Source organism: Mesorhizobium sp. CNPSo 4661, from assembly GCF_057784215.1.
The window spans coordinates 204,465-224,212 of sequence record NZ_JBWGIO010000005.1 but is presented as its reverse complement, the minus strand read 5'-3'; the positions used below and the strand labels follow the sequence as shown (position 1 = coordinate 224,212).

General features: G+C 65.1%; 20 protein-coding genes. 6 read left to right on the top strand and 14 right to left on the bottom strand.

Annotated features, from left to right (window positions below):
• Nucleotides 1-247 precede the first annotated feature (247 nt).
• From AC0YKC_RS09580 to AC0YKC_RS09560, 5 genes are all read right to left on the bottom strand, one after another.
• A complete protein-coding gene (locus tag AC0YKC_RS09580; RefSeq protein ID WP_320296637.1) occupies nucleotides 248-928 on the bottom strand; it encodes an SGNH/GDSL hydrolase family protein in 681 nt (226 codons plus the stop codon).
• 56 nt (nucleotides 929-984) lie between these two features.
• Entirely contained in the window at nucleotides 985-1,911 is a 927-nt protein-coding gene (locus tag AC0YKC_RS09575) for an ABC transporter permease (RefSeq protein WP_488510971.1), read from the bottom strand.
• Nucleotides 1,912-1,938: 27 nt separating this feature from the next.
• A complete protein-coding gene (locus AC0YKC_RS09570) occupies nucleotides 1,939-2,901 on the bottom strand; it encodes an ABC transporter permease (protein ID WP_488510911.1) in 963 nt (320 codons plus the stop codon).
• A complete protein-coding gene (locus AC0YKC_RS09565; RefSeq protein WP_488510910.1) occupies nucleotides 2,898-4,427 on the bottom strand; it encodes a sugar ABC transporter ATP-binding protein in 1,530 nt (509 codons plus the stop codon). Before AC0YKC_RS09565 ends, AC0YKC_RS09570 begins: the two co-directional genes overlap by 4 nt.
• Before the next feature lie 80 nt (nucleotides 4,428-4,507).
• On the bottom strand, nucleotides 4,508-5,533 hold the full coding sequence (locus AC0YKC_RS09560) for a substrate-binding domain-containing protein (RefSeq protein WP_488510970.1): 1,026 nt from the start codon (nucleotides 5,531-5,533) through the stop codon (nucleotides 4,508-4,510).
• Nucleotides 5,534-5,977: 444 nt separating this feature from the next.
• On the opposite strand from AC0YKC_RS09560, the gene AC0YKC_RS09555 reads away from it, so the two are divergent.
• Nucleotides 5,978-6,628, top strand: coding sequence for an SGNH/GDSL hydrolase family protein (locus tag AC0YKC_RS09555; RefSeq protein WP_320296633.1), 651 nt, complete (start codon nucleotides 5,978-5,980; stop codon nucleotides 6,626-6,628).
• 47 nt (nucleotides 6,629-6,675) lie between these two features.
• Nucleotides 6,676-7,779 carry an ROK family transcriptional regulator gene (locus tag AC0YKC_RS09550; RefSeq protein WP_320296632.1) on the top strand — a complete coding sequence of 368 codons (1,104 nt, stop codon included), beginning with the start codon at nucleotides 6,676-6,678 and terminating at the stop codon, nucleotides 7,777-7,779.
• Between the two features lies 1 nt (nucleotide 7,780).
• Here the strand turns inward: AC0YKC_RS09550 and AC0YKC_RS09545 are convergent, their stop codons facing one another.
• From AC0YKC_RS09545 to AC0YKC_RS09535, 3 genes are read right to left on the bottom strand one after another with little or no spacing between them, the layout of a single operon-like run.
• Nucleotides 7,781-8,695, bottom strand: coding sequence for an anti-sigma factor family protein (locus AC0YKC_RS09545; RefSeq protein WP_488510909.1), 915 nt, complete (start codon nucleotides 8,693-8,695; stop codon nucleotides 7,781-7,783).
• Nucleotides 8,682-9,251, bottom strand: coding sequence for a sigma-70 family RNA polymerase sigma factor (locus tag AC0YKC_RS09540; protein ID WP_488510908.1), 570 nt, complete (start codon nucleotides 9,249-9,251; stop codon nucleotides 8,682-8,684). The genes AC0YKC_RS09545 and AC0YKC_RS09540 overlap by 14 nt, the downstream gene beginning before the upstream one ends.
• A gap of 13 nt (nucleotides 9,252-9,264) precedes the next feature.
• Nucleotides 9,265-9,474, bottom strand: a complete 210-nt coding sequence (locus AC0YKC_RS09535) for a hypothetical protein (RefSeq protein WP_488510907.1) — start codon at nucleotides 9,472-9,474, stop codon at nucleotides 9,265-9,267.
• A gap of 441 nt (nucleotides 9,475-9,915) precedes the next feature.
• Between AC0YKC_RS09535 and AC0YKC_RS09530 the strand changes: the two genes are divergently transcribed.
• A complete protein-coding gene (locus AC0YKC_RS09530) occupies nucleotides 9,916-10,923 on the top strand; it encodes a helix-turn-helix transcriptional regulator (protein WP_488510906.1) in 1,008 nt (335 codons plus the stop codon).
• On the opposite strand, the gene AC0YKC_RS09525 is transcribed toward AC0YKC_RS09530, so the two are convergent.
• Nucleotides 10,917-11,354, bottom strand: a complete 438-nt coding sequence (locus tag AC0YKC_RS09525; protein WP_488510905.1) for a hypothetical protein — start codon at nucleotides 11,352-11,354, stop codon at nucleotides 10,917-10,919. The genes AC0YKC_RS09530 and AC0YKC_RS09525 overlap by 7 nt on opposite strands.
• Before the next feature lie 153 nt (nucleotides 11,355-11,507).
• Between AC0YKC_RS09525 and AC0YKC_RS09520 the strand changes: the two genes are divergently transcribed.
• Nucleotides 11,508-11,885: a hypothetical protein gene (locus AC0YKC_RS09520; protein WP_488510904.1), complete on the top strand. Its 378-nt coding sequence runs from the start codon at nucleotides 11,508-11,510 to the stop codon at nucleotides 11,883-11,885.
• 34 nt (nucleotides 11,886-11,919) lie between these two features.
• Here the strand turns inward: AC0YKC_RS09520 and chrA are convergent, their stop codons facing one another.
• From chrA to AC0YKC_RS09505, 3 genes are all read right to left on the bottom strand, one after another.
• Nucleotides 11,920-13,308: a chromate efflux transporter gene (gene chrA, locus AC0YKC_RS09515; RefSeq protein ID WP_488510903.1), complete on the bottom strand. Its 1,389-nt coding sequence runs from the start codon at nucleotides 13,306-13,308 to the stop codon at nucleotides 11,920-11,922.
• A complete protein-coding gene (locus AC0YKC_RS09510) occupies nucleotides 13,305-14,123 on the bottom strand; it encodes a chromate resistance protein ChrB domain-containing protein (RefSeq protein WP_488510902.1) in 819 nt (272 codons plus the stop codon). Before AC0YKC_RS09510 ends, chrA begins: the two co-directional genes overlap by 4 nt.
• 178 nt (nucleotides 14,124-14,301) lie before the next feature.
• Nucleotides 14,302-15,090 carry a 3-hydroxybutyrate dehydrogenase gene (locus AC0YKC_RS09505; RefSeq protein ID WP_488510901.1) on the bottom strand — a complete coding sequence of 263 codons (789 nt, stop codon included), beginning with the start codon at nucleotides 15,088-15,090 and terminating at the stop codon, nucleotides 14,302-14,304.
• A 249-nt stretch (nucleotides 15,091-15,339) separates the two neighbouring features.
• On the opposite strand from AC0YKC_RS09505, the gene AC0YKC_RS09500 reads away from it, so the two are divergent.
• Nucleotides 15,340-16,128 (top strand): acetoacetate decarboxylase, encoded by a 789-nt coding sequence (locus AC0YKC_RS09500; RefSeq protein ID WP_434724238.1) that lies wholly within the window; start codon nucleotides 15,340-15,342, stop codon nucleotides 16,126-16,128.
• Nucleotides 16,121-17,281, top strand: a complete 1,161-nt coding sequence (locus tag AC0YKC_RS09495) for a patatin-like phospholipase family protein (protein WP_488510900.1) — start codon at nucleotides 16,121-16,123, stop codon at nucleotides 17,279-17,281. The genes AC0YKC_RS09500 and AC0YKC_RS09495 overlap by 8 nt, the downstream gene beginning before the upstream one ends.
• A gap of 164 nt (nucleotides 17,282-17,445) precedes the next feature.
• On the opposite strand, the gene AC0YKC_RS09490 is transcribed toward AC0YKC_RS09495, so the two are convergent.
• Nucleotides 17,446-19,056 carry an inorganic phosphate transporter gene (locus AC0YKC_RS09490; protein ID WP_488510899.1) on the bottom strand — a complete coding sequence of 537 codons (1,611 nt, stop codon included), beginning with the start codon at nucleotides 19,054-19,056 and terminating at the stop codon, nucleotides 17,446-17,448.
• Nucleotides 19,057-19,205: 149 nt separating this feature from the next.
• Nucleotides 19,206-19,739, bottom strand: a complete 534-nt coding sequence (locus tag AC0YKC_RS09485; RefSeq protein WP_488510898.1) for a TetR/AcrR family transcriptional regulator — start codon at nucleotides 19,737-19,739, stop codon at nucleotides 19,206-19,208.
• Between the last annotated feature and the right edge of the window lie 9 nt (nucleotides 19,740-19,748).

The following is a 19,748-nucleotide window of genomic DNA, read 5'->3' as shown; positions in this document are numbered from 1 at the left end:
CGGTAAGTCGACGCCAGATCTAATGTCTATAATTTTTATAGACTATGGCCTGCCTTAGAAGGAACGATCCGCCTTTCGAAGGCGTCTCCCCGAACAATTTTTCCATGGATCGGACCGATCGTGGTTTCCATGGTCGGGACGAGGCCCGCTCGGCCCGCTTACCGAAATTGCGGGCCGGCGGTGCCGCGCCGGTCCCGCAATCGGCGCATCGATCTGGAGGGGGCCGATGCGCCGTCATATTTGAACCTCAGGCAACCTTGCGATCGGGCTGAGGCGCGAAGATCTCCTGAACCTTGTCCGCTATCGCCTTGCCGAGATCGCGATTGTTCTCAGGCGTGAAGTGGATGCCGTCGCAGCCGTCGGTGGTGATGAAATCCCCGGCATTGAGGAAATCGACCTTCGCGAAATCGGCCATGGCGCGATATTCGGCCGCCAGCGCCGCCGTCTTCTCATGGCCGCCGGCGAACATGCCCTGGAAGAAGGGATGCGGCATCGGGGTCAACGGCGGCGGCGCGACCACCAGCGCCTGCGGCGCAGGATAGGGTGTGCCCACGCCGCCGGCGCTGGTGAGGATCTGGCCGACGAGCTTGGCCATGCCGTTGGCGATCTCATAGGGCGTGCGGCGGAAGAACGACTTGGTGTCATTGGTGCCGAGCATGACGATGACGAGGTCGAGCGGCAGGTGGCTGGCGATCGCCGAGGGCAGATAGGCGCTGCCGTTCAGTCGCGGATCGTTGGGATCGTCGAGGCTGGTGGTGCGGGCGCTCAAACCTTCCTCGATCACATGGTACCCGTCACCCAGATGCGAGGCCATCACGCCCGTCCAGCGGTCCTCATAGGCGTAGCGATGCGTCGGCGATCCCTCGATGACCGGAATCCAGCCCCAGGTCAGCGAATCTCCAAAACACAGGATCGATCTTTTGGTCATGTCTCCAATCCATTTCCCTATGCGATTAACTTGTTGGCCGTTCCGAACTTGCCGGCTCAGCTCGACCTGCCCGTGATGCCGTAGAAGATCGCCGCGAGCAGGATGATGAGGCCCTGCGCGATCAGCTTGCCGGGCTCGTCGACGCCGAAGGTCGTCATCACGACGAACAGCAGCGCAAACGACAGCACGCCGAAGAAAGGTCCCCAGACACCGCCTTCCCCGCGCCCGAAGACGACGCCGCCGAGGATGGTTGCTGCGACCGCCAGGATCGGCAGGTCGAGCCCGACCCTGACACTGCCGACGGCGATCGACGCCGTCTGCACCAGCGCGGCAATCCCGGCGAACAGGCCCGCCAGCGTGTGTGCAAGCACCACGGTGCGGGCGACCGGAACGCCGGAGAAATGCGCCGCCTGCACGTTCTCGCCGACCGACATCACGTAGCGGCCGAAGACCGTGCGCGACAGGAACAGCGACAGCGCCGCCGAAACCGCCACCCAGAAGATCACCGGCGTCGGCGCCGGGCCGAGCTTGGTGTTGTAGATGTCGGCGAACATGCCGGGCACATCGCCGGGCGGCTTGCCGCTCGAAAGGTACTGCACGACCCCGACCAGAACGATGCCGACCGCGAGGGTGACGATGACGGCCGAGACCCGCCTCACCCCGACCATCAGGCCGTTGAAGAGCCCGACCGCGAGACCGATGCCGAGCGCCAGGACGATGAAGAAAGCCATGGAGGCGCCGGGGAAGACGCCGGACGAGATCGCATAGTTGATGAGCAGGATGACGCCACCGCCCGACAGGTCGATGCTTCGCACCCGCATCACCAGAAGCTGGCCGAGCACCAATATGCCGAGTGGCACGATCTGGCGCACGAATATGCCCATGATGTTGAGATTGAGCATGTTCGGCCGCGCGATCCACAGAACCACAAGTAGCGCGGCAAAGACGTAGTAGGCCGGCGGGACGCGCAGCACGCGGCGCATGACGGGATTGGCGAGCGCAGCGGCCACTTACAACCCCATCTTCTTGCGCGACTGCAGGGAGACCACCAGAAGCAGGATCGCACCCTTGATGGTGGTCTGGATGAAGGGTGACACGTTCGTCAGGTTCATGCCGTTGGCGAGCAGCGCCATGACGAGCGCGCCGATGACGGTTCCATGCAGGCTGCCGATGCCGCCGGAAAGCTGGGTGCCGCCGATGGCGACGGCCGTGATCGCGTCGAGCTCGAAGAGAAGCCCGACATTCGGGTCGCCCGAGACAATGCGCCCCGCGAGGAAGATGCCGGCAAGCGCCGCGAAGCAGGCGCAAATTACATAGGCAAGCACGATGTTGCGCCGGTCGGCGATGCCGAAATTATGCGCCGCATCCTCAACGCCGGACGACACGCCGCCGCCGATCGCGAAAAGATGCAGCCCGAAGCGGGAACCGTAGAGAAGCTTCCAGGCGACGAGGAGGGTGAATATCCCCCAGAACACCGGCATGGGGACTCCGAGGAAGGATCCAGCCACGGCGCTGATGACGATATCCGGCACCGTGCCGCCCGAAACCGGCCGCAGCACCCGCGTGATCCCGAGTAGGATATATTGCGTCGACAGCGTCGCGATGATCGGATGCACGTTGAAGCGGGTGATGATGAAGCCGTTGCTGAAGCCGACCAGCGCGGCCAGCACGAACACCGCCGGGATCAGCACCCAGGCGGGTCCGCCAAGGGCAAGCACCGCCGTCGTGAAGCTGATCATCGATCCGACCGAAAGGTCGAGCCCACCGAGCAGGATGACGAACATCTGGCCGACCGCCGTTATGACGAGCGGCATCGCCTGCGGCACCAGATTGAGCAGATTCTCCCCGTTGAGGAACTGCGCCGTCTCGAGGCTGAGCCAAAGCGCGATGGCCAGCGCGATCAGCAAGGGCAGCATCCACATGCCCTGCCGCGATCCTCTCGCGCCCGTAAGGCGTCTGCTGATGGCTGTCATCGGCGCTCACCTCCCGCCCCGTTGGCCTCCCCGTTGGCGCTGAGCGCGGCGTCGAGGATGTTGTGCTCCGTGGCGTCGACCGCCGGCATTTCCTTCACGATCGTGTCGTTGTGGACGACGCAGATGCGATCGCAGAGCCCGATCAGCTCGACCGTCTCGCGCGACAGCACCAGCACCGCGCCGCCTTTGCGCGCAAAGTCGCGCAGCAGCCGGTAGATCTCGGACTTTGCGCCTATGTCGACGCCGCGCGTCGGCTCTTCGACAAGCAGGATGTCGATGTCGGCGGCAAGGTAGCGGCCGAGCAGCACCTTCTGCTGGTTGCCGCCGGACAGCGTGCCGACGGCGGCGCCCGGGCCGCTCGCCTTCACCGCGAGGCTCGACATCGTGTCGGCGATCCGCCGCTGGTAGCCGGCGGCCAGCGCCAGTTCCGACCGTTTCGAATGGAGCGCGGCGGCAATGTTGTGCGCCACGGAAAGGCCGAGGAAGAGCCCGTCCTCCTTGCGATCCTCCGGAACGAAGCCGACGCCCATCGCCTGCAGCCGGCGCACGCCGCCGCCCGGCGGCACCGGCAAGGGCAGCGACTTGCCCTTGATCGTCACACGGCCGGCAAAGGGATGGTACTGACCGACCAGCGAGCGCAGGAAACGTTGCTGGCCCTGCCCTTCCAGGCCCGCCAGCGCGACGATCTCGCCGCGGCTGAGCTCCAGCGAAAACGGTTTGGAGCGCTCGGTGATGCGGAAATCCTCGACCGAAAGCATGGCGGGGCCAGGAGCATCGCCGCGCCGGGGAAAGAGGTCGGCCAGCTCGCGGCCGACCATCATCGCGATCAGTGCGGCCGGCGTCATTTCGGCGAGCGGTCTGGTGCCGACGAGTTCGCCGTCCTTCAGAACCGTGACGGTGTCGCAGATGGCGAAAATCTCGTCCATGCGGTGCGAAATGTAGACCACCGCCTTGCCTTCATCCTTCAGCCTGCGGATGTGGCGGTTCAACACCTCGACATCCGCGGCATTGAGCGCCGCCGTCGGCTCGTCGAGGATGAACACGCTGGCGTCGGTCATGATGCCGTGCGCGATCTCGACGAACTGTCGTTCGGCAATGCTGAGCTTCGAGACCAGCGTGCCGGGATCCAGCGTGAGGCCAAGCTCGGCAAGCGCCTTGCCGGCCTCGCGCCGCATGCGGCGATGGTCGACCCAACCGAAAGCGGTGGTCGGCTCGCGGCCGAGGAACATGTTCTCGGCGATCGTCAAATTGGGCAGCAGCGACAGCTCCTGGAACACGGTCGAGATACCGGCTTCCAGCGCATCCTTCGGCTTATGGAAGACGACCTGGCGCCCGTCGCGCAGGATGGCGCCGCTATCCGGCTGGTGGACCCCGGCGAGTATCTTCATCAGCGTCGATTTGCCGGCGCCGTTCTCGCCCATCAGCGCATGGACCGAGCCTGATTGAAGCGCGATCGAGACGCCCTTCAGCGCCGCCGTCCCGGCGAACGCCTTACGGATATCCGACATTTCGACAAGGGTTTTCACGAAACAAGCACCGCCGCTTTCAGGGGAATTCCGTGGCGCGGGCCAACGTCGTCGCCGCCCGCGCCATAATGGCGCCGCCTCTACTTCTTGGCGTAGAATTCCTTGAGCTTGTCTTCGGGCAGGTCCGACGGCCACCAGACATTGGCCGAGAGATCGTCGCGATAGTATTTCTTGACCTTCTCGATGTCCCAGCCGGCCGGGTTGTAGTCGTAGTGCTTCTTCAGTTCCTTGCCTTCCAGCAGGGCAACGGCGGCGCGGATGCCGGCCGCGCCCTGTGCCGGGCTGTATTCAGCAGAGATCGACTTGAAGCCGTCTGCGATCCACTGGCCGAAGAAGCCGTTGTTGCCCTCGCCGGTGATCGGCGGGATCTTGGCGCCGAACTGCTTGAAGACGTCGACGCAGGCGCGCGTCATGTCGGCGCCGGAAGACCAGATGCCGTCGACCTCCGGGTTGTTCAGGTAGAGCGTCTCGCAGAGCTTCTTGGCCTTGTCGTACTGCCAGTCGCCATGCTCCTCGGCGATGATCTTGACGTCGGTTCCCTTCAGCGCCTGCAGCAGGCCGTTGTAGCGGTTGGTGTCCTCTGGATGGCCGGCGAGCCCGCGCAGCACCCAGATGTTGCCCTTGCCACCAAGCTCCTTGACCAGGAAGTCACCCATCACCTTGCCGAAATGCTCGGCGCCGCCCTGGATTTCGGTGGTGAAGGCGTCGCTCTCGATGCGGCCGGTGTGCACGATGACCGGAATGCCCGCCGCCACGGCCTTGGCGATGCTGGCGTCCGCCGAGGTCGAGGTGACCGGCTGGACGATGATGGCGTCGACCTTCTGGGCGATCAGGTCCTCGATGTCGGCGACCTGCTTCTTCTGGTCGAAGCCGGCGTCGAGCAGGATGAATTTGCTGATGCGCTTGTCCTTGGCGGCGGCAGCCTCGGCCTCATGCGCAACCTGCACCGTCCAGGTGTTCGCGTTGACGCCGAAATGGCTCATGCCGATGACCCAGGGCGGATCCTTCTTGAATTTCCCCGCTTCGACCGTCGGATTGTCGCCGCCTCGGGCGGTAACCCCGTCGAGCAGCGCTGCGTCGTCGGCGAACGAGGGTGCGCACCACATGGTGGTCGCGATCACTGCTGCTGCGATTGATTGGATAATCCGTCTCACTGAGCCATCCTCCTTCTCAAGCTCCACGAACCCTGGTGACCAGGGTCACGACTTCCCGATCGGCGTTCGGCCATGGCCAAAACGCCGCACCTGCCGGGGCGGGCCCGGCACTGCTTCAGTTCATTGCTCAACCCGCGCGCATGGCCGCTGGAGACAAAGGTCCAGCGGTGCCGCCATGGATCCATGGCAGCCGGTCGGCGCAAAAGGTTCGGGGCATTCCTCCCAGGCTCAGTTCAACCATCGATCCGGCGAGCTGTCAATAATTATTCAGAGTGATGGATTATCTTTGCTGCTTGCGCTATCTTTCCCCCAGATGGCAGGGTCGCTGGACACGGACGGTCGACTCTCGTCCGATAATTTCTGCAAATCAGAACCTTGGCTGGATCGGGGAGGAGCATGCGATCGGTCTTGTGCTACGGCGACTCCAACACGCATGGACAAGTGCCTGGCGGCACACCGCTTGACCGCTACGGCCCGGCCGAGCGGTGGCCCGGTATCATGGCAAGCGAGCTGGGCGACGGCTGGCATGTCATCGAGGAAGGCCTCAGCGGCCGCACGACGGTGCGCGACGATCCCATCGAGGGCGCCCACAAGAACGGGCGTACCTATCTCAGGCCTTGCCTCCAGAGCCATGCCGTTCTCGATCTCGTCATCATCATGCTGGGCACCAACGACCTCAAGGCGCGCTTCAACCAGCCGGCCTCGGAAGTCGCCATGGCCATGGGCTGCCTCGTCTACGACATCAAGGAGCTGAAGCCCGGCCCGGGCGGCAGCGTGCCCGAGATCATGATCGTGTCTCCGCCGCCGATGCTGGACGACATCAAGGAATGGCGATCGATCTTCGCCGGCGCGCCGGAGAAGTCGCGGCAGTTGGCGCTTGAATTCGAGATCATCGCCGATTCGCTCGAAGTGCATTTCTTCGATGCGGGCTCGGTCGTGACCTGCGATCCGCTCGACGGATTCCACATCAACGGACAGGCGCATGCGTCGCTTGGCCGTGCTCTGGCCCGGGAAATCGAAGCAATCGGGTGGCCGGATGAGAGATAGACGCGACATACGGGTGTCCCCCGCGACCGATTGCGAGAGGACGCACCATGCCTGACATGCGCTTTGCGCCGCCCAACCCGCTGCGAATTGCGGACCGCGCGAGCGGCCTCAACGCCGTCAGCGTGCGCGGCTACAACGAGCGCCTCGTGCTGTCGCTGCTGCTCCAGAGCAAGGATATCACCCGTCTCGAGATCGGCGAGCGGACCGGCCTGTCGGCGCAGACGGTGTCCGTCATCGTCCGCTCGCTCGAACAGGAGGGGCTGATCGCCAAGGGCGAAGCCCAGCGCGGCCGCGTCGGGCCGCCCACAGTGCCGATCTCGCTCAACCCCGAGGGCGCCTATTCCGTCGGCATTAGCGTCGGCCACCGGCAGGTTGAGGTCGTGCTGGTCGACTTCGTGGGCTCGATCCGCTCCCATGCGGTGCTGCCGTTCTCGGCCGCCGCGCAGGACACCAACCATCCGCAATTCATGAGCGCCATCGCCAAGGCCCTCGCCGATCTGCCCCGGCATCTCCACCCGCGCATCGCCGGCATCGGCCTTGCCCTGCCGGGCGACGAGGTGGAGCTCGAGCTGACCCCCAAAGCGACCCGCGAGCGGTTCGACGCGCTACAGGAGGAGGTCGAACGGGAGATCGGTTACCCCGTCTACGTCCAGAACGACATCACCGCGGCGGCCGGGGGCGAAAGCATGTTCGGCGTGGCGAAGCACCTTTCGGACTATCTTTTCTTCTATCTCGGCGCACGCCTGCACAGCCGCCTGGTCCTCAACCATCAGATCTACAACGCAGCAGCCGCGGTAAGCTTCGACGTCGGCATCCTGCGGCTCGAACAAGAGATCACCAAACAAGGAAGGCAGACTTCCGAACTCTGGGAAAGAGGCGCGGACTGGCCGTCATTTGGCGAGGCCGAGATCGCATGGCAGCGCGAGTTGGTGAGCCAAATGAAATCGTCGATCGCGGCGTTGAAGCAGTTCGTTCCGATCACCTCGGTCGTCCTGTCTTCCTACGCGCCCCAGGCGGTCTGCAAGGCGATTTGCCGCGAGCTCGAACAGGCCATGCCGGGCATAAGCGCCATGGCCGGCAACATCGACCGCTCGCCCAAGGCGGTGGGAGCGGCGGGCCTTCCTTTCAGCTCGCGCTTCATGGTGGAGTAATTCAGCCGGGACTTCCCGCCGCCGGATTGGCGACGATCGCAGCCCGGAAGCGGGCGACGAAATCGTCGAGCGCCGGGCGCTCGGCGTCCGAGATCGCCCAATAGGAAAAGGCGTCGTCGGTCCAGTGGACGAGCAGGAAGCCGCCCGCCGAGAGATCGTCCGCCACCGGCATCGACTTGGCTTCGTTCTGCCGCGGCGCCGCCACCAGCGTGATCAGATGCTCGTGGTGGCGGTAGACCAGCGCCGGCATCGGCCTGTCGCCGATCACTTCGACGCGTCCGCCGAGCAGCGCGTAGCCGTCCTTGGCCATGTCGGGCGCCGCCGGCGACACGCCGATGCGGCCGTCGAGCCATGGCTTCACCGTATGGCGGTCGGACGAGACGATGTCGACCGGCGTCGCCGCAAGCAGGCTGCGGCGATGGCCGTTGGCGACGGCCACGGCGAAGCTGTCGGAGCCATTGTCCGCCGTCGTCATCCATTGCGTCGCGCCGCTGGCGAGAACAGCCGTGAGCGCGATCGAGGCCGCCATCTGGCGCCAGTCGAAGGAGTTGAACCAGCGTGCCGCGCGCGGTCGCATCGCCACGACATTGCCTTGCTGCTGTTGCGGCGGCTGCTCCGCCGTCGCGGGCTGGACAGCCACGGTATCCCCGGCATCCTTGACCTCGGCGATAGCCGCAATGCGCGCCAGGAAATCGTCGCTGACGCTCGGCCGCGGCAGGTTGGCGACAGCGCCGCGCAACGCCACCAGGCGCGCATGTTCGGCGGCAAGCTCCGGATCGGCGGCCATGCGGCGCTCGACCGCCAAAGCGGCCGCGGCATCGAGCTCGCCATCGACAAGGGCGTGGATCATCAGCTTCATATCCTGCGGGTCTTGCGGCAATCCATCCTCGCGCGGGCTAGTTTCATGCGGGCTCATGGCGCCCTCCAAGTTCGGTCATCAAGAGGCCGCGGGCCCGCGCCAGCCGCGACATCACCGTACCTTGCGGCACGCCGAGCATGGCGGCGATCTCGCGGTAGCTGAGACCGTTGATGTCGCGCAGCACCACCGTTTCGCGGAAGGCTTGCGGCAGCCTGGCGATCGCCGCCTCCACCGCCGCCGAATTCGCCTTGGCGATCAGCGCGGCTTCCGGGCTGTCGGCATCGTTGTCCGGCGGCGGCGAGACGTCGTCGAGATCGGCGAGGTCGCCGACCGCAACCACGCTACGCGGACGGTTGCGCGCCATCCAGGTATAAGAGGCGTTGCGCACGATGGTGAGCAGCCACGCGCGGGGGTTTCCCCCAGCGAACCCGGCGATGCCCGCATGCGCCTTGAGGCAAGCCTCCTGCACCACATCCTCGGCATCGGCCTGATTGCCGGTCAGCCAGCGGGCGAGCGACAGCGCATCGCCAAGATGCGGCAGCACCACTTCGGCAAAACGCGCGGCCAGCATCTTTTCGCTCAACACCGTTCCGCCGTCGGGCGCTCCCGCCATGGGTCTGCCGCCCTCAGCGGGAGGCGATGATCTGTCCCTGCTCGTGCGGGTGAAGATCGCGACCGCAGGCGATGGCGCCTGCTTCGAGGGAGGAGAAGGCATTGGTGTCACCGGAGTCAAGTGTCTCGGAAGCAAGGGGCGCCTCGGAAGGGGACGGCGCATCGCTGGCTGCAATGAGATGCTCGCCGTCATGGTCGTGGGTCTCGATGGTTGCGATCGGCACGGATCAGGGCCGGCGGCGGGGCGGTATCGCCCAGAACAGATGCGCCCAGCTCCAACGCTCCAAGGGCCGGGAGCGGCTGATGCCTTCGCCGTCTTCGGTCCTCGCGCTTTTATCTTCACGCCGCCTCATGGTGGTCTCCTGCCGTTGCGCACACGCGGTGCATGCCCTGAAGACCGGCTAACCCGTCGGTTTATTCCCGATCTCGATCACATAAGCGTGAGCAGCAGTGCAGGCGCAGCGGCAGCGACGCCGGCTCCCTCGACCTGAGCCCGGCGTTTCATTAGCTTCCACCGACGGAATTCGAGCGAAGGCTGACAATCCCGGGGGGTGAGGTGGATGACTGGCTTTGCCGGCCACGACGTCTTGGAAGCGGCTGCCGCGCCCGGTGGCTGGGCGGCGGCAATGGATTTGCTCAGGCGCGGGTTCAATGCCCACCACACCATGATCGCCACCAATGGCGCGAGCCGGACTAGCATGCCGTTCGTGGTCATCGCCGGCCTTGACGACAGCGCGGCCGCCCGATTCTCGTCGCAGCGCGCCAAAGAGCTGTCGGTCCCCTGGCAGATGGCGCTGACACCCGGCCGGGCTGAGGCCTCGCACGACATCCTGACCGACCGCGCGTTCGAACGGCTCGACTTCTACAATGAGATCATCCGGCCGACCGGCTGCTTCTATGGCGCCGTGATCCAGATGAAGGCCGGCGATCTTTCCTTTCACGTCAATGTCTGCCGGGAGCGGTCAGCCGGGCTCTATCACGCCGGCGAACTGGACCACCTGCAGGAAACCACGCACAGGCTGAACTCGATCCTCTCCTGGCAGTGGCGGCTGCAGGAACTCTCGGTTCATGTCGAAACGCTGGAACAGGCAATCGATGGACTGTCCGATGCCGTCTTCCTCTTCGATGCGTGGCGCCGGCCTGTGTATATGAACAACGCGGCCCAGGCACTCACCGCCCTTGACGGACCCTTCCGACTGGGTTCGGACGGGCTGGTCCTGCAAACCGCGAGCGCCACCCGGTCGCTTGCCCGGATGATGACGTTCGCGCTGGACGAGACGGCTGCCCCGACTTCATCGACCTTGCGCGTGGCCCAACAGGGCGGCGCGCCCGATATGCTGGTCACCGTCTCCCGCGGCCCGCTGCCGGGATATACACCCAGAGGCGTGCGCGCCGCGCGCGTCGCCGTCGTCATCCAGCAGGCTGACGCGTTCGCGCCGATTATGGAGGCCGAGATCGCCGGTCGCTTCGGCTTGACCGGCCGCGAAGCGCGCATCGCGGTTGAACTTGCGGTGGGAAAAAGCCTCGCCGAGATCGCGCCCAGCCTCAACATCGGCATGGGCACGATCCGCAGCCACCTCAAGGGTATTTTCGGCAAGACCGGCGTCAACAGCCAGGCCTCGCTGGTCTCGCTGCTGCTCGATGGCGGCCGGCGAATTCGCCGTTCTCAGTAAGCCTTGACCTTTGCCTTGCTGATGAAGAAGCCGTGGCCCTGCTGGTTCTCACAGGTCAGCCCCGAGGCCGTCGAATCGCAGGTGAACGGCCCGCTCTGCCATTCGCGGCCGTAAGGCAATTCATTGTAGCCGCCGCAGCACCACTGGTCTCCGACATCGCGCAGGATCGTGGCCTTTCCACGCGCCGGCAGGATGAAGCGCAGATAGACGGGCGCCAAGCGGTCGCAGGCAAGCTCGGGGGCGCCTGATCCATCGCTGCCGCTCTCCGAGAGGCCGCAGGCGATGTTGTCGGACGGTGTGTGGAACTCGATGGCGCCGTTGGGATCGCGCGGAATCTCGATCCGGTCGAAATCGCCGGCAAGCGTCGCCGTCGGCGCCCCCGCGACAACCCAGGGGACTAACGACACCGCGAGGAAAATCAGTCGTCGCATAGCATGGCTCCGCGCTGACCTGGCCCGGTATCGATACCAGCCGATCCGATTTTAGGGCGGATCGACTTGGGCACGCCTCTCCCAAACAGGAGAGGCGTGCCTCACCCCGCAAGGCTAGCATCGACGATCGAAACTGCGTTTCAGGAGCGTTCGATGCGCAAGCTCTTTCTGGCGGCCCTTGCCGCGACCGGTCTGATGACGCTGCTGGTGCCCGGCCCTCGGGCCGCGCTGGCGTGGCCGCCAAGTGGGTGCCCGTCAGGACAATATGGCATCGTCGGAGCAGGTGGAGCGACGAAGGGCCAACCCATACCCTATGCCTGCACGCCGAAGTGCCACAACGGCTGGCACGTCGAACAGGGCTATTGCGTCAAAACCGCGTCCGCGCCGCCACCGCCGGCGTCTGCGTCAACCGAGGGCGGCGGCGCCGCGAAATGCCATGGCGGTCCTGCGCCCTACAAGAAGCAGACGCATAGCACCGCCAACGCTTCGACGGGGCAGTACAATTCGGCGTCGAAACCGCAGAAATGCTGAACTGAAGATATAGCGCGACGAAACCGGCGCCGCCTCACAACGACAGCAGCGCAAGTCCCGCCAGCGCCGATCCCGCCAGCGTCGGCAGCATGCCGAGTTTCAGTCTGAACATCGCGACCATCGCCGCCGCCGACAGCAGCGCGGCGCGCCAGTCGAGCGAGGACGGGACCGGTACTTCCACGCCCCAGCCGACGCTTGCGACCTTGCCGAAGACGACATGCAGCGCAAACCACAGCGCGAGGTTCATGATGACGCCGACCACCGCCGCGGTGATCGCGCCGAGAGCTGCCGCCAGCGCCTTGTTCCGCCGCAATTGCTCGATGTAGGGCGCGCCGAGGAATATCCAGAAGAAGCAGGGAACGAAGGTGACCCAAAGCGTCAGCACCGAACCGAGCGATCCAGCCAGCAGCGGGTTGGCAAAGCCGGCATGACGATAGGCAGCAGTGAAGCCGACGAATTGCAGCACCAGGATCAATGGCCCCGGCGTCGTTTCGGCAAGCCCGAGCCCATCGACCATCTGTCCAGGCGAAAGCCAGCCGAACGAGGTCACCGCTGCCTGCGCGACATAGGCCAGAACGGCATAGGCGCCGCCGAAGGTGACGACGGCCATCAGGCTGAAGAAGCCGCCGATCTGCGCCCACACGCTCCCCGGGCCCGCCAGCACGACGATCAGCGCCACCGGGCCGAGCCAGAGCGGCAACCAGATGGCGACGGTGCGGAGAGCATGCCCTCGCTTCGGCATGGCGTGGCCGAGCTCGCCGCGTTCGAACATCAGGTCGACCGCGCCCCTGGTCTCGGTGCCGGCAGCCGTCTTGCCATGCGCCGAGCCGGAAAACAGGGCCGGCGCGAAGCGGTTGCCGGCCCAGCCGATCAGCCCGGCCGCGAGCACGATCAGCGGGAACGGCACCCTTGCGACATAGATGGCCAGGAAGGCCGCCACGGCGATCGCCACCATCGCACGGTTCTTCAGCGCCCTTTTGCCGATGCGGATCACCGCCTCGACGACGACGGCCAGCACCGCCGCCTTGATGCCGAAGAACAGCGCCTCGACGATCGGCGCGTCATTGTAGAGCATGTAGAAGCTGCTGAGACCCAGCATGACCAGCGCGCCGGGCAGCACGAACAATGTGCCGGCGACGAGGCCGCCGGCCGTCCGGTGCAGCAGCCAGCCGATATAGACGGCGAGCTGCTGCGCCTCCGGGCCCGGCAGGAGCATGCAGTAGTTGAGCGCATGCAGGAAGCGTTCCTCGCCGATCCAGCGGCGCTCCTCGACCAGTTCCTTGTGCATCAGCGCGATCTGCCCCGCCGGCCCGCCGAAGGAGAGCAGGCCGATCTTTGCCCACAGCCGCGTCGCTTCGCGGAAGCTCGGCACGGCCGGGGCCTCCACCGGCCGTTTGGCGCCGTCCTTGGCGAGCGCCGTCATTGCGCCTTGCCTCCGACGGGCCAGTTGTGCGTCTCGTCCGCTGCGTCGCGGCACCAGCGGAAGAAAGCATCGTAGAGCAGCATGCCGGCTTCAAGCTGCTCGAGATCGTCGCGGAACATGCGCGACAGGCCGAGCGACGCGGCGAGGAACCCGGCCGCCTGCGGCACGAGGTCGAGCCGCGCCGTATCGGCGGCGCGCACGATCAGCGCCAGGCGGTCGAGCGCATCGACTCGCAAGCCGAATTCCTCGATCATCGTGTCGAAGCTGCAGCGATCGCCACGATGGCTCCAGAACACGCCTTCGATGTCGAAGGGAACCGCGGCGAAGCGGTCCGCCACCAGCGGCACCTCGGCCGGATCGACGAACAGGAACACGGCGTCGGGATCGACGAAGCGGCGGATCAGCCAGGGACAGGCGATGCGGTCGACCTTTGGCCGGGACCGCGTGACCCATAGGGTGCGGCCCCTCACGTCGCGGGGCGGGATCGCGCCGGCCGCGACCAACGGCGCCCTGGCGTCGGCCCAGGCCTCGAAGCCGCCTTCAAGCGATTCCGCCGGAATGCCTTCGTGGCGCAGCCAGGCGGCAACGCCTTGCGAGAGTTTCTGTCCCCTCTGGCAGATGACGACGACCCTGCGTCCGGAAAATTCCGACGCCCAGGTCGAGACCGTCCTGAAATCGCGCCGGCATGAGGCCGGCAACAGGCGCGGATCGGCTTCATAATCCTCGTCGGTGCGCACATCGATGAGAACCGGCGCATCGGGCAGGCCGACGAGACGGGAAAGCTGCGGAACGGTAATTGCGGTTGTTGATGGCATGGCGTCCACCTCCTGAACAAAGAGAGTCTGGACGCGATCGTTGGGCTGACGCCTCACGGGGTCGTCGCGGGGAACCCCTTGCCAGGAATGCTGGAACGCTCCCCCACGATTGTCAAGAATTCAATTGCCAGGGAGAACGGGAGCTCCGCCCCGCCCTTCCCTGAAACGGCGCTTGCCCTTACTGCGCCGTCCAGCCGCCATCCATCGGCAGCGTCGTGCCGGTGATCTGTCTGGCGGCGTCCGAGCAGAGGAACAGGGTCAGCGCCGCAAGTTCCTCGACGGTGACGAACTCCTTGGTCGGCTGCGCCGCGAGCAGCACGTCGTGCTTGACCTGCTCCTCGGTCATGCCGCGCGCCTTCATCGTATCGGGGATCTGCTTTTCGACCAGCGGCGTCCAGACATAGCCGGGCGCGATCGCATTCACGGTGATGCCGTCCTGCGCCACTTCCAGCGCCACGGTCTTGGTCAGGCCGGCAATGCCGTGCTTGGCCGAGACATAGGCCGACTTGAACGGCGAGGCGACCAGCGCATGCGCCGAAGCCGTGTTGATGATGCGGCCCCATTTGCGGCTCTTCATGCCGGGCACCACCGCCTTGATGGCGTAGAAGGCGGCCAAAAGGTTGATGCGGATGATGGCTTCCCATTTGTCGTCGGGAAATTCCTCGATCGGCGCGACATGCTGGATGCCGGCATTGTTGACCAGGATGTCCAGGCTGCCGAACGCCGCCTCGGCCTCATGGACCATGGCGGTAACGGCGGCGCCGTCCATCATGTTGGCGCCCGAGTAGCGGCACTTGACGCCGAAATCCTTTTCGATGCCGGCCAGCTCCTGCTCGATCGCCGCGGCGTCGCCCAGGCCGTTGATGGTGACGTTGGCGCCCTCGGCGGCGAAGGCACGGGCGATTGCGAGGCCGATGCCGCTGGTCGAGCCGGTGACGAGCGCATTCTTCGAAGACAGGGAACCCATGGGAGATCTCGCAAGAGGAGGACAGGAGGGAAGAGTATGGAGACAGACAGCCGGGAAGGCACATAATTTGTGCGCCGCAGCATCACAATGCCACACCCATATGTCGGCGCTATTACAGCTGCGGCGCGGCGTTTTGCCGGCTCCCGGGAGCGCCGTCTTGGCGCTGACACGGCACTGTCACGCTGCCGTGCAACATATTTGCCAGCGCATTCGCGCGGGGTCATTTCAAACCTGTTTGGGGCACCAGCCATGGAAATCGCCGACGTCGTGAAGCGCGCCTATGCCATGCCGCTCACCAACCCGTCCTTCCCGCCCGGCCCTTATCGCTTCTTCGACCGCGAATACATCATCATCACCTACCGCACGACGCGCGAGGCGCTGGAAGCGGTTGTGCCGGCGCCGCTCGAGATCGACGAGCCGCTGGTCAAATACGAATTCATCCGCATGCCCGACTCCACCGGCTTCGGCGACTATACCGAGACCGGCCAGGTCATCCCGGTGCGCTACAAGGGCCAGCATGGCGGCTATGTCCATTCCATGTATCTCGACGACGACGCGCCGATCGCCGGCGGCCGCGAGCTCTGGGGTTTCCCTAAGAAGCTCGCCAGCCCCAAGATCGTCCACGAAGGCGAAGTGGTGGTCGGCACGCTGCATTATGGCAGCGTTCTGTGCGCCACCGGCACCATGGGCTACAAGCACCGCGAGGCCGACCACGACCAGGTGCTCGCCTCGCTCGCCGCGCCCAATTTCCTGATCAAGATCATCCCGCATGTCGACGGCAACCCGCGCATCTGCGAGCTGGTCCGCTACTACCTCACCGACATCACGCTGAAGGAAGCCTGGACCGCGCCCGCCGCGCTCGACCTTCGCCCGCATGTCATGGCCGACGTCGCCAAGCTGCCGGTGCTCGACATCGTCTCGGCCGTTCACTTCACCGCCGATCTGACGCTCGGCCTGGGCGAAGTCGTGCATGATTACCTCGCGGACCACGGCCGATCGGCTGCCGGCGCGAAGGAACTGGAGAAGACCGGTGCTTGAGCGTAACCGCAGCAAGGCAGCTGCCGCCACCATCCAGGAAATCACGGCGCAATATGACCGCATCGCTCTGGTCTTCCAGGGCGGCGGCGCGCTCGGCGCCTATCAGGCGGGGGTCTATCAGGCACTTGCCGATGCCGGCTGCGAGCCGACCTGGCTGTCAGGCGTGTCGATCGGCGCCATCAACGCCTCGATCATCGCCGGCAACGAGCCGAGCCGCCGCCTGCAGCGGCTGGAGCAGTTCTGGCAGACGATCTCGGGCCGCAAGATCTGGGCCTACACGCCCGAAGGCGACCTCTATCGCGACATCCGCAACCAGACCTCGTCATTGATGACCATGACCATGGGCCAGCCCGGCTTCTTCAAGCCGCGCAGTCCCAACCCCTGGTTCCACCTGGCGGGAGCCGAAGGCGCCACCAGCTTCTACGACACCGCCGAGCTCAAGGACACGCTGGAAAGCCTGATCGACTTCGACGTGCTGAACGACGGCAAGAAGCGCTTGAGCGTCGGCGCGGTCAATGTCCGGACCGGCAACTTCGTCTATTTCGACACCGACAAGGTGCGCATCGAGCCGGAGCACATCATGGCGAGCGGCGCGCTGCCGCCGGCCTTCCCCTCCATCCGCATCGAGGGCGAGTACTATTGGGATGGCGGCATCGTCTCCAACACGCCGCTGCAATATCTGCTCGATCAGGAAGAAGACCGCTCCTCGCTGGTGTTCCAGGTCGATCTGTTTAGCGCGCGCGGCGTGCTGCCGCGCGGCATGGCCGACGTTCTGTCGCGCCACAAGGACATCATGTATTCCAGCCGCACGCGCCAGAACACCGACAACTTCCAGCGCATCCATGCGCTCAAGATGAAGCTGCTCGATGCGCTGAAGCGCGTGCCGCCGGACCAGCTCAAAGACGGCGAGAAGGAACTGATTGCCGACTATTCCGACGCCGGCGTGGTCAACATCGTCCACCTGATCTACCAGCACAAAGGCTATGAAGGCCACGCCAAGGACTATGAGTTTTCCGGCACCTCGATGCGCGAGCACTGGGAGATGGGCCTGGAAGACACCGAGCGCACGCTGCGCCACAAGAAGTGGCTGATGCTGCCCGACAATGCCGACGGCGTCACCATCCACGACCTGCACCGCGAAGATCCGACTTGACTTTCTGATACCCTGCCCCAACGAAGTCTGCTGCCGCCCCAGGGCGGCGGCTCTTTTTGCATTGCCAAAGCTCGCTATCGGCTGAACCCGGCGCGAAAAGAAGACGGCGCCGCGAACGGCGCCGTCTCGTCAGTCGGGCAGTTGGGCCAATCCGTCCCGGCCGCTCAGAAAACCTGGCGGAAGATCACGAACAGCACGAAGGCCAGCGCGATCGAGCAGGGCAGCGTCAGCACCCAGGCCAGCAGAAGGTTGCGCACGGTCGACCATTGCAGGCCGGATCCGTTGGCCGCCATCGTGCCGGCGACGCCGGACGACAGCACATGGGTGGTCGACACCGGCAGGCCGAGGCGATCGGCCATGCCGATGGTGATCATCGCCACCAGCTCGGCGGCGGCGCCCTGGCCATAGGTCAGGTGGCTCTTGCCGATCTTTTCGCCGACGGTGACGACGATGCGCTTCCAGCCGACCATGGTGCCGAGGCCAAGCGCCAGCGCGACCGCGACCTTCACCCAGAGCGGGATGAACTTCGTCGCATTGTCGACCGCCTTGTGATAGTCGGTGACCGCCTTGAGGTCGGCAGCCTGCATCGGCAGCAGCTGCTTCTTGTCGATCAGCTTCAGCGCTTCGCCGATCAGGTAGATGTCGTTGCGCGCGTTGCTGACCAGATCGGTCGGCACCTTGTCGACCGTCGCATAGGGCTGCAGCTCGGCGGTCGTGTTGTGGATATAAGTCTGCAGCGCGAGCGTAGTCTGGTCGGTCCAGCTCTTGCTGCGCACGGCTTCCTGAACGGCCGCCTTGGCAGCATTGGCATCGGCAACGGTGACGCCCGGCTTGACGTATTTGCCCAGCGCCGTCTCGACGCTGACGGAGGCCGCCTTGTAGGCGTCGAGATAGTTGATGTCGGGCGTGCGGTTGAGCGCATAGGCGGTCGGCACGACGCCGATCAGGATCAGCATGATCAGGCCCATGCCCTTCTGGCCGTCATTGGAGCCATGCGCGAAGCTGACGCCGGTACAGGTGAAGATCAGCAGCGCGCGAATCCACCATGGCGGCGGCGCGTTGCCCTTTGGCGCCTCATAGAGCGCCGGGTTGCGCACCAGCAGCTTCATCACATAGAGCAGGATGGCGGCGGCGAAGAAGCCGACGATCGGCGAAACCAGCAAGGTGGTGCCGACATTGGTCGCCTGGCCCCAGTCGACGCCGCTGGTAGCGCTGCCGGCCGGAGCCATGAACTGGTTGGCGAGGCCGACGCCGATGATCGAGCCGACCATCGTGTGCGAGCTCGATGCCGGCAGACCGAGGAACCAGGTGCCCAGGTTCCACAGGATGGCGGCGACCAGCAGGGCAAACACCATGGCGAAACCGGACGACGACCCGACCTGCAGGATGAGCTCGACCGGCAGCAGCGACAGGATGCCGAAGGCCACCGCGCCGCTCGAGGTCAAGACGCCGAGGAAGTTGAAGACGCCCGACCACATGACGGCGAATTCGGCCGGCAGCGACCGCGTGTAGATAACGGTGGCCACCGCGTTGGCGGTGTCGTGGAAGCCGTTGACGAACTCAAAGCCCAGCGCAATCAGAAGCGCGATGCCGAGCAGGATCCACGGCACCGTCTTGGCGATGGCCAGATCCTGGCTGAGCGCATAGCCGACATAAATGATGCCGACGAGCACCAGCACGCCGAAAGCCGGCAGGAACCATTTGGCGCCGCCCGATTGATCCAGGGGATGATCCGGTCTCGGGATCCCCGCCTCACTGGAAACTACGTCCACCATTGTCCCACTCCTTTTGCATTGCAGCAAAGAACCGGGAGGGACGCTATGTCCCCAGGATGAAGCTGGTGTGACGCCCTTAACCGTTTGGTCACCACCAAAGGGTTTGGTCACCACCAAACCGTTTGGTCACTACCAAAGCCTTTGGTGACCTATCCGGCTATCTTCAGGAGCGAGGACACCAGAAGCTTGCGCTCGTCTTCGGACAGCACGTCTGAATCGAACAGATTCATGCTGCGCATCCCCTCGATGGCGAGAAAGCAGACCAGCAGCGAGCCGAGGTCGTCCGTCTCCGCCTTCAGGCGTTCGAGCAGTTGGTGCTTGAAGGCCTTTATCGGCGTCAGGAAATCGGGATCCTCGGCGATCGCCGAGAACATCCAGGTCGCAGAGGGTTTCGGCCGCTCGCAGTCGTCGGCCGACAGCTTGATATAGGCCGAAAGCACGCTTTCGTGGCCGGCCTCGGCGGCGCGTGCCTCCAGCGCCTTCTGGAAGTCGCTGAGATAGCTTTCGACCAGCCCCTGCATCAGCTTGGCCTTGGTCGGGAAGTTGTAGAGCAGGCCGCCTTTCGACACTCCGGCGCGGCTGGCGACCGCCTCGAGCGACAGGCTTCCAGGACCGGCCTCGCGCGCCACGTCGGCGGCGGCGGCAAGTATCTTCTCGCGTGAGTTTGCCCTGCGTGGTCTCATCGCGCTTCC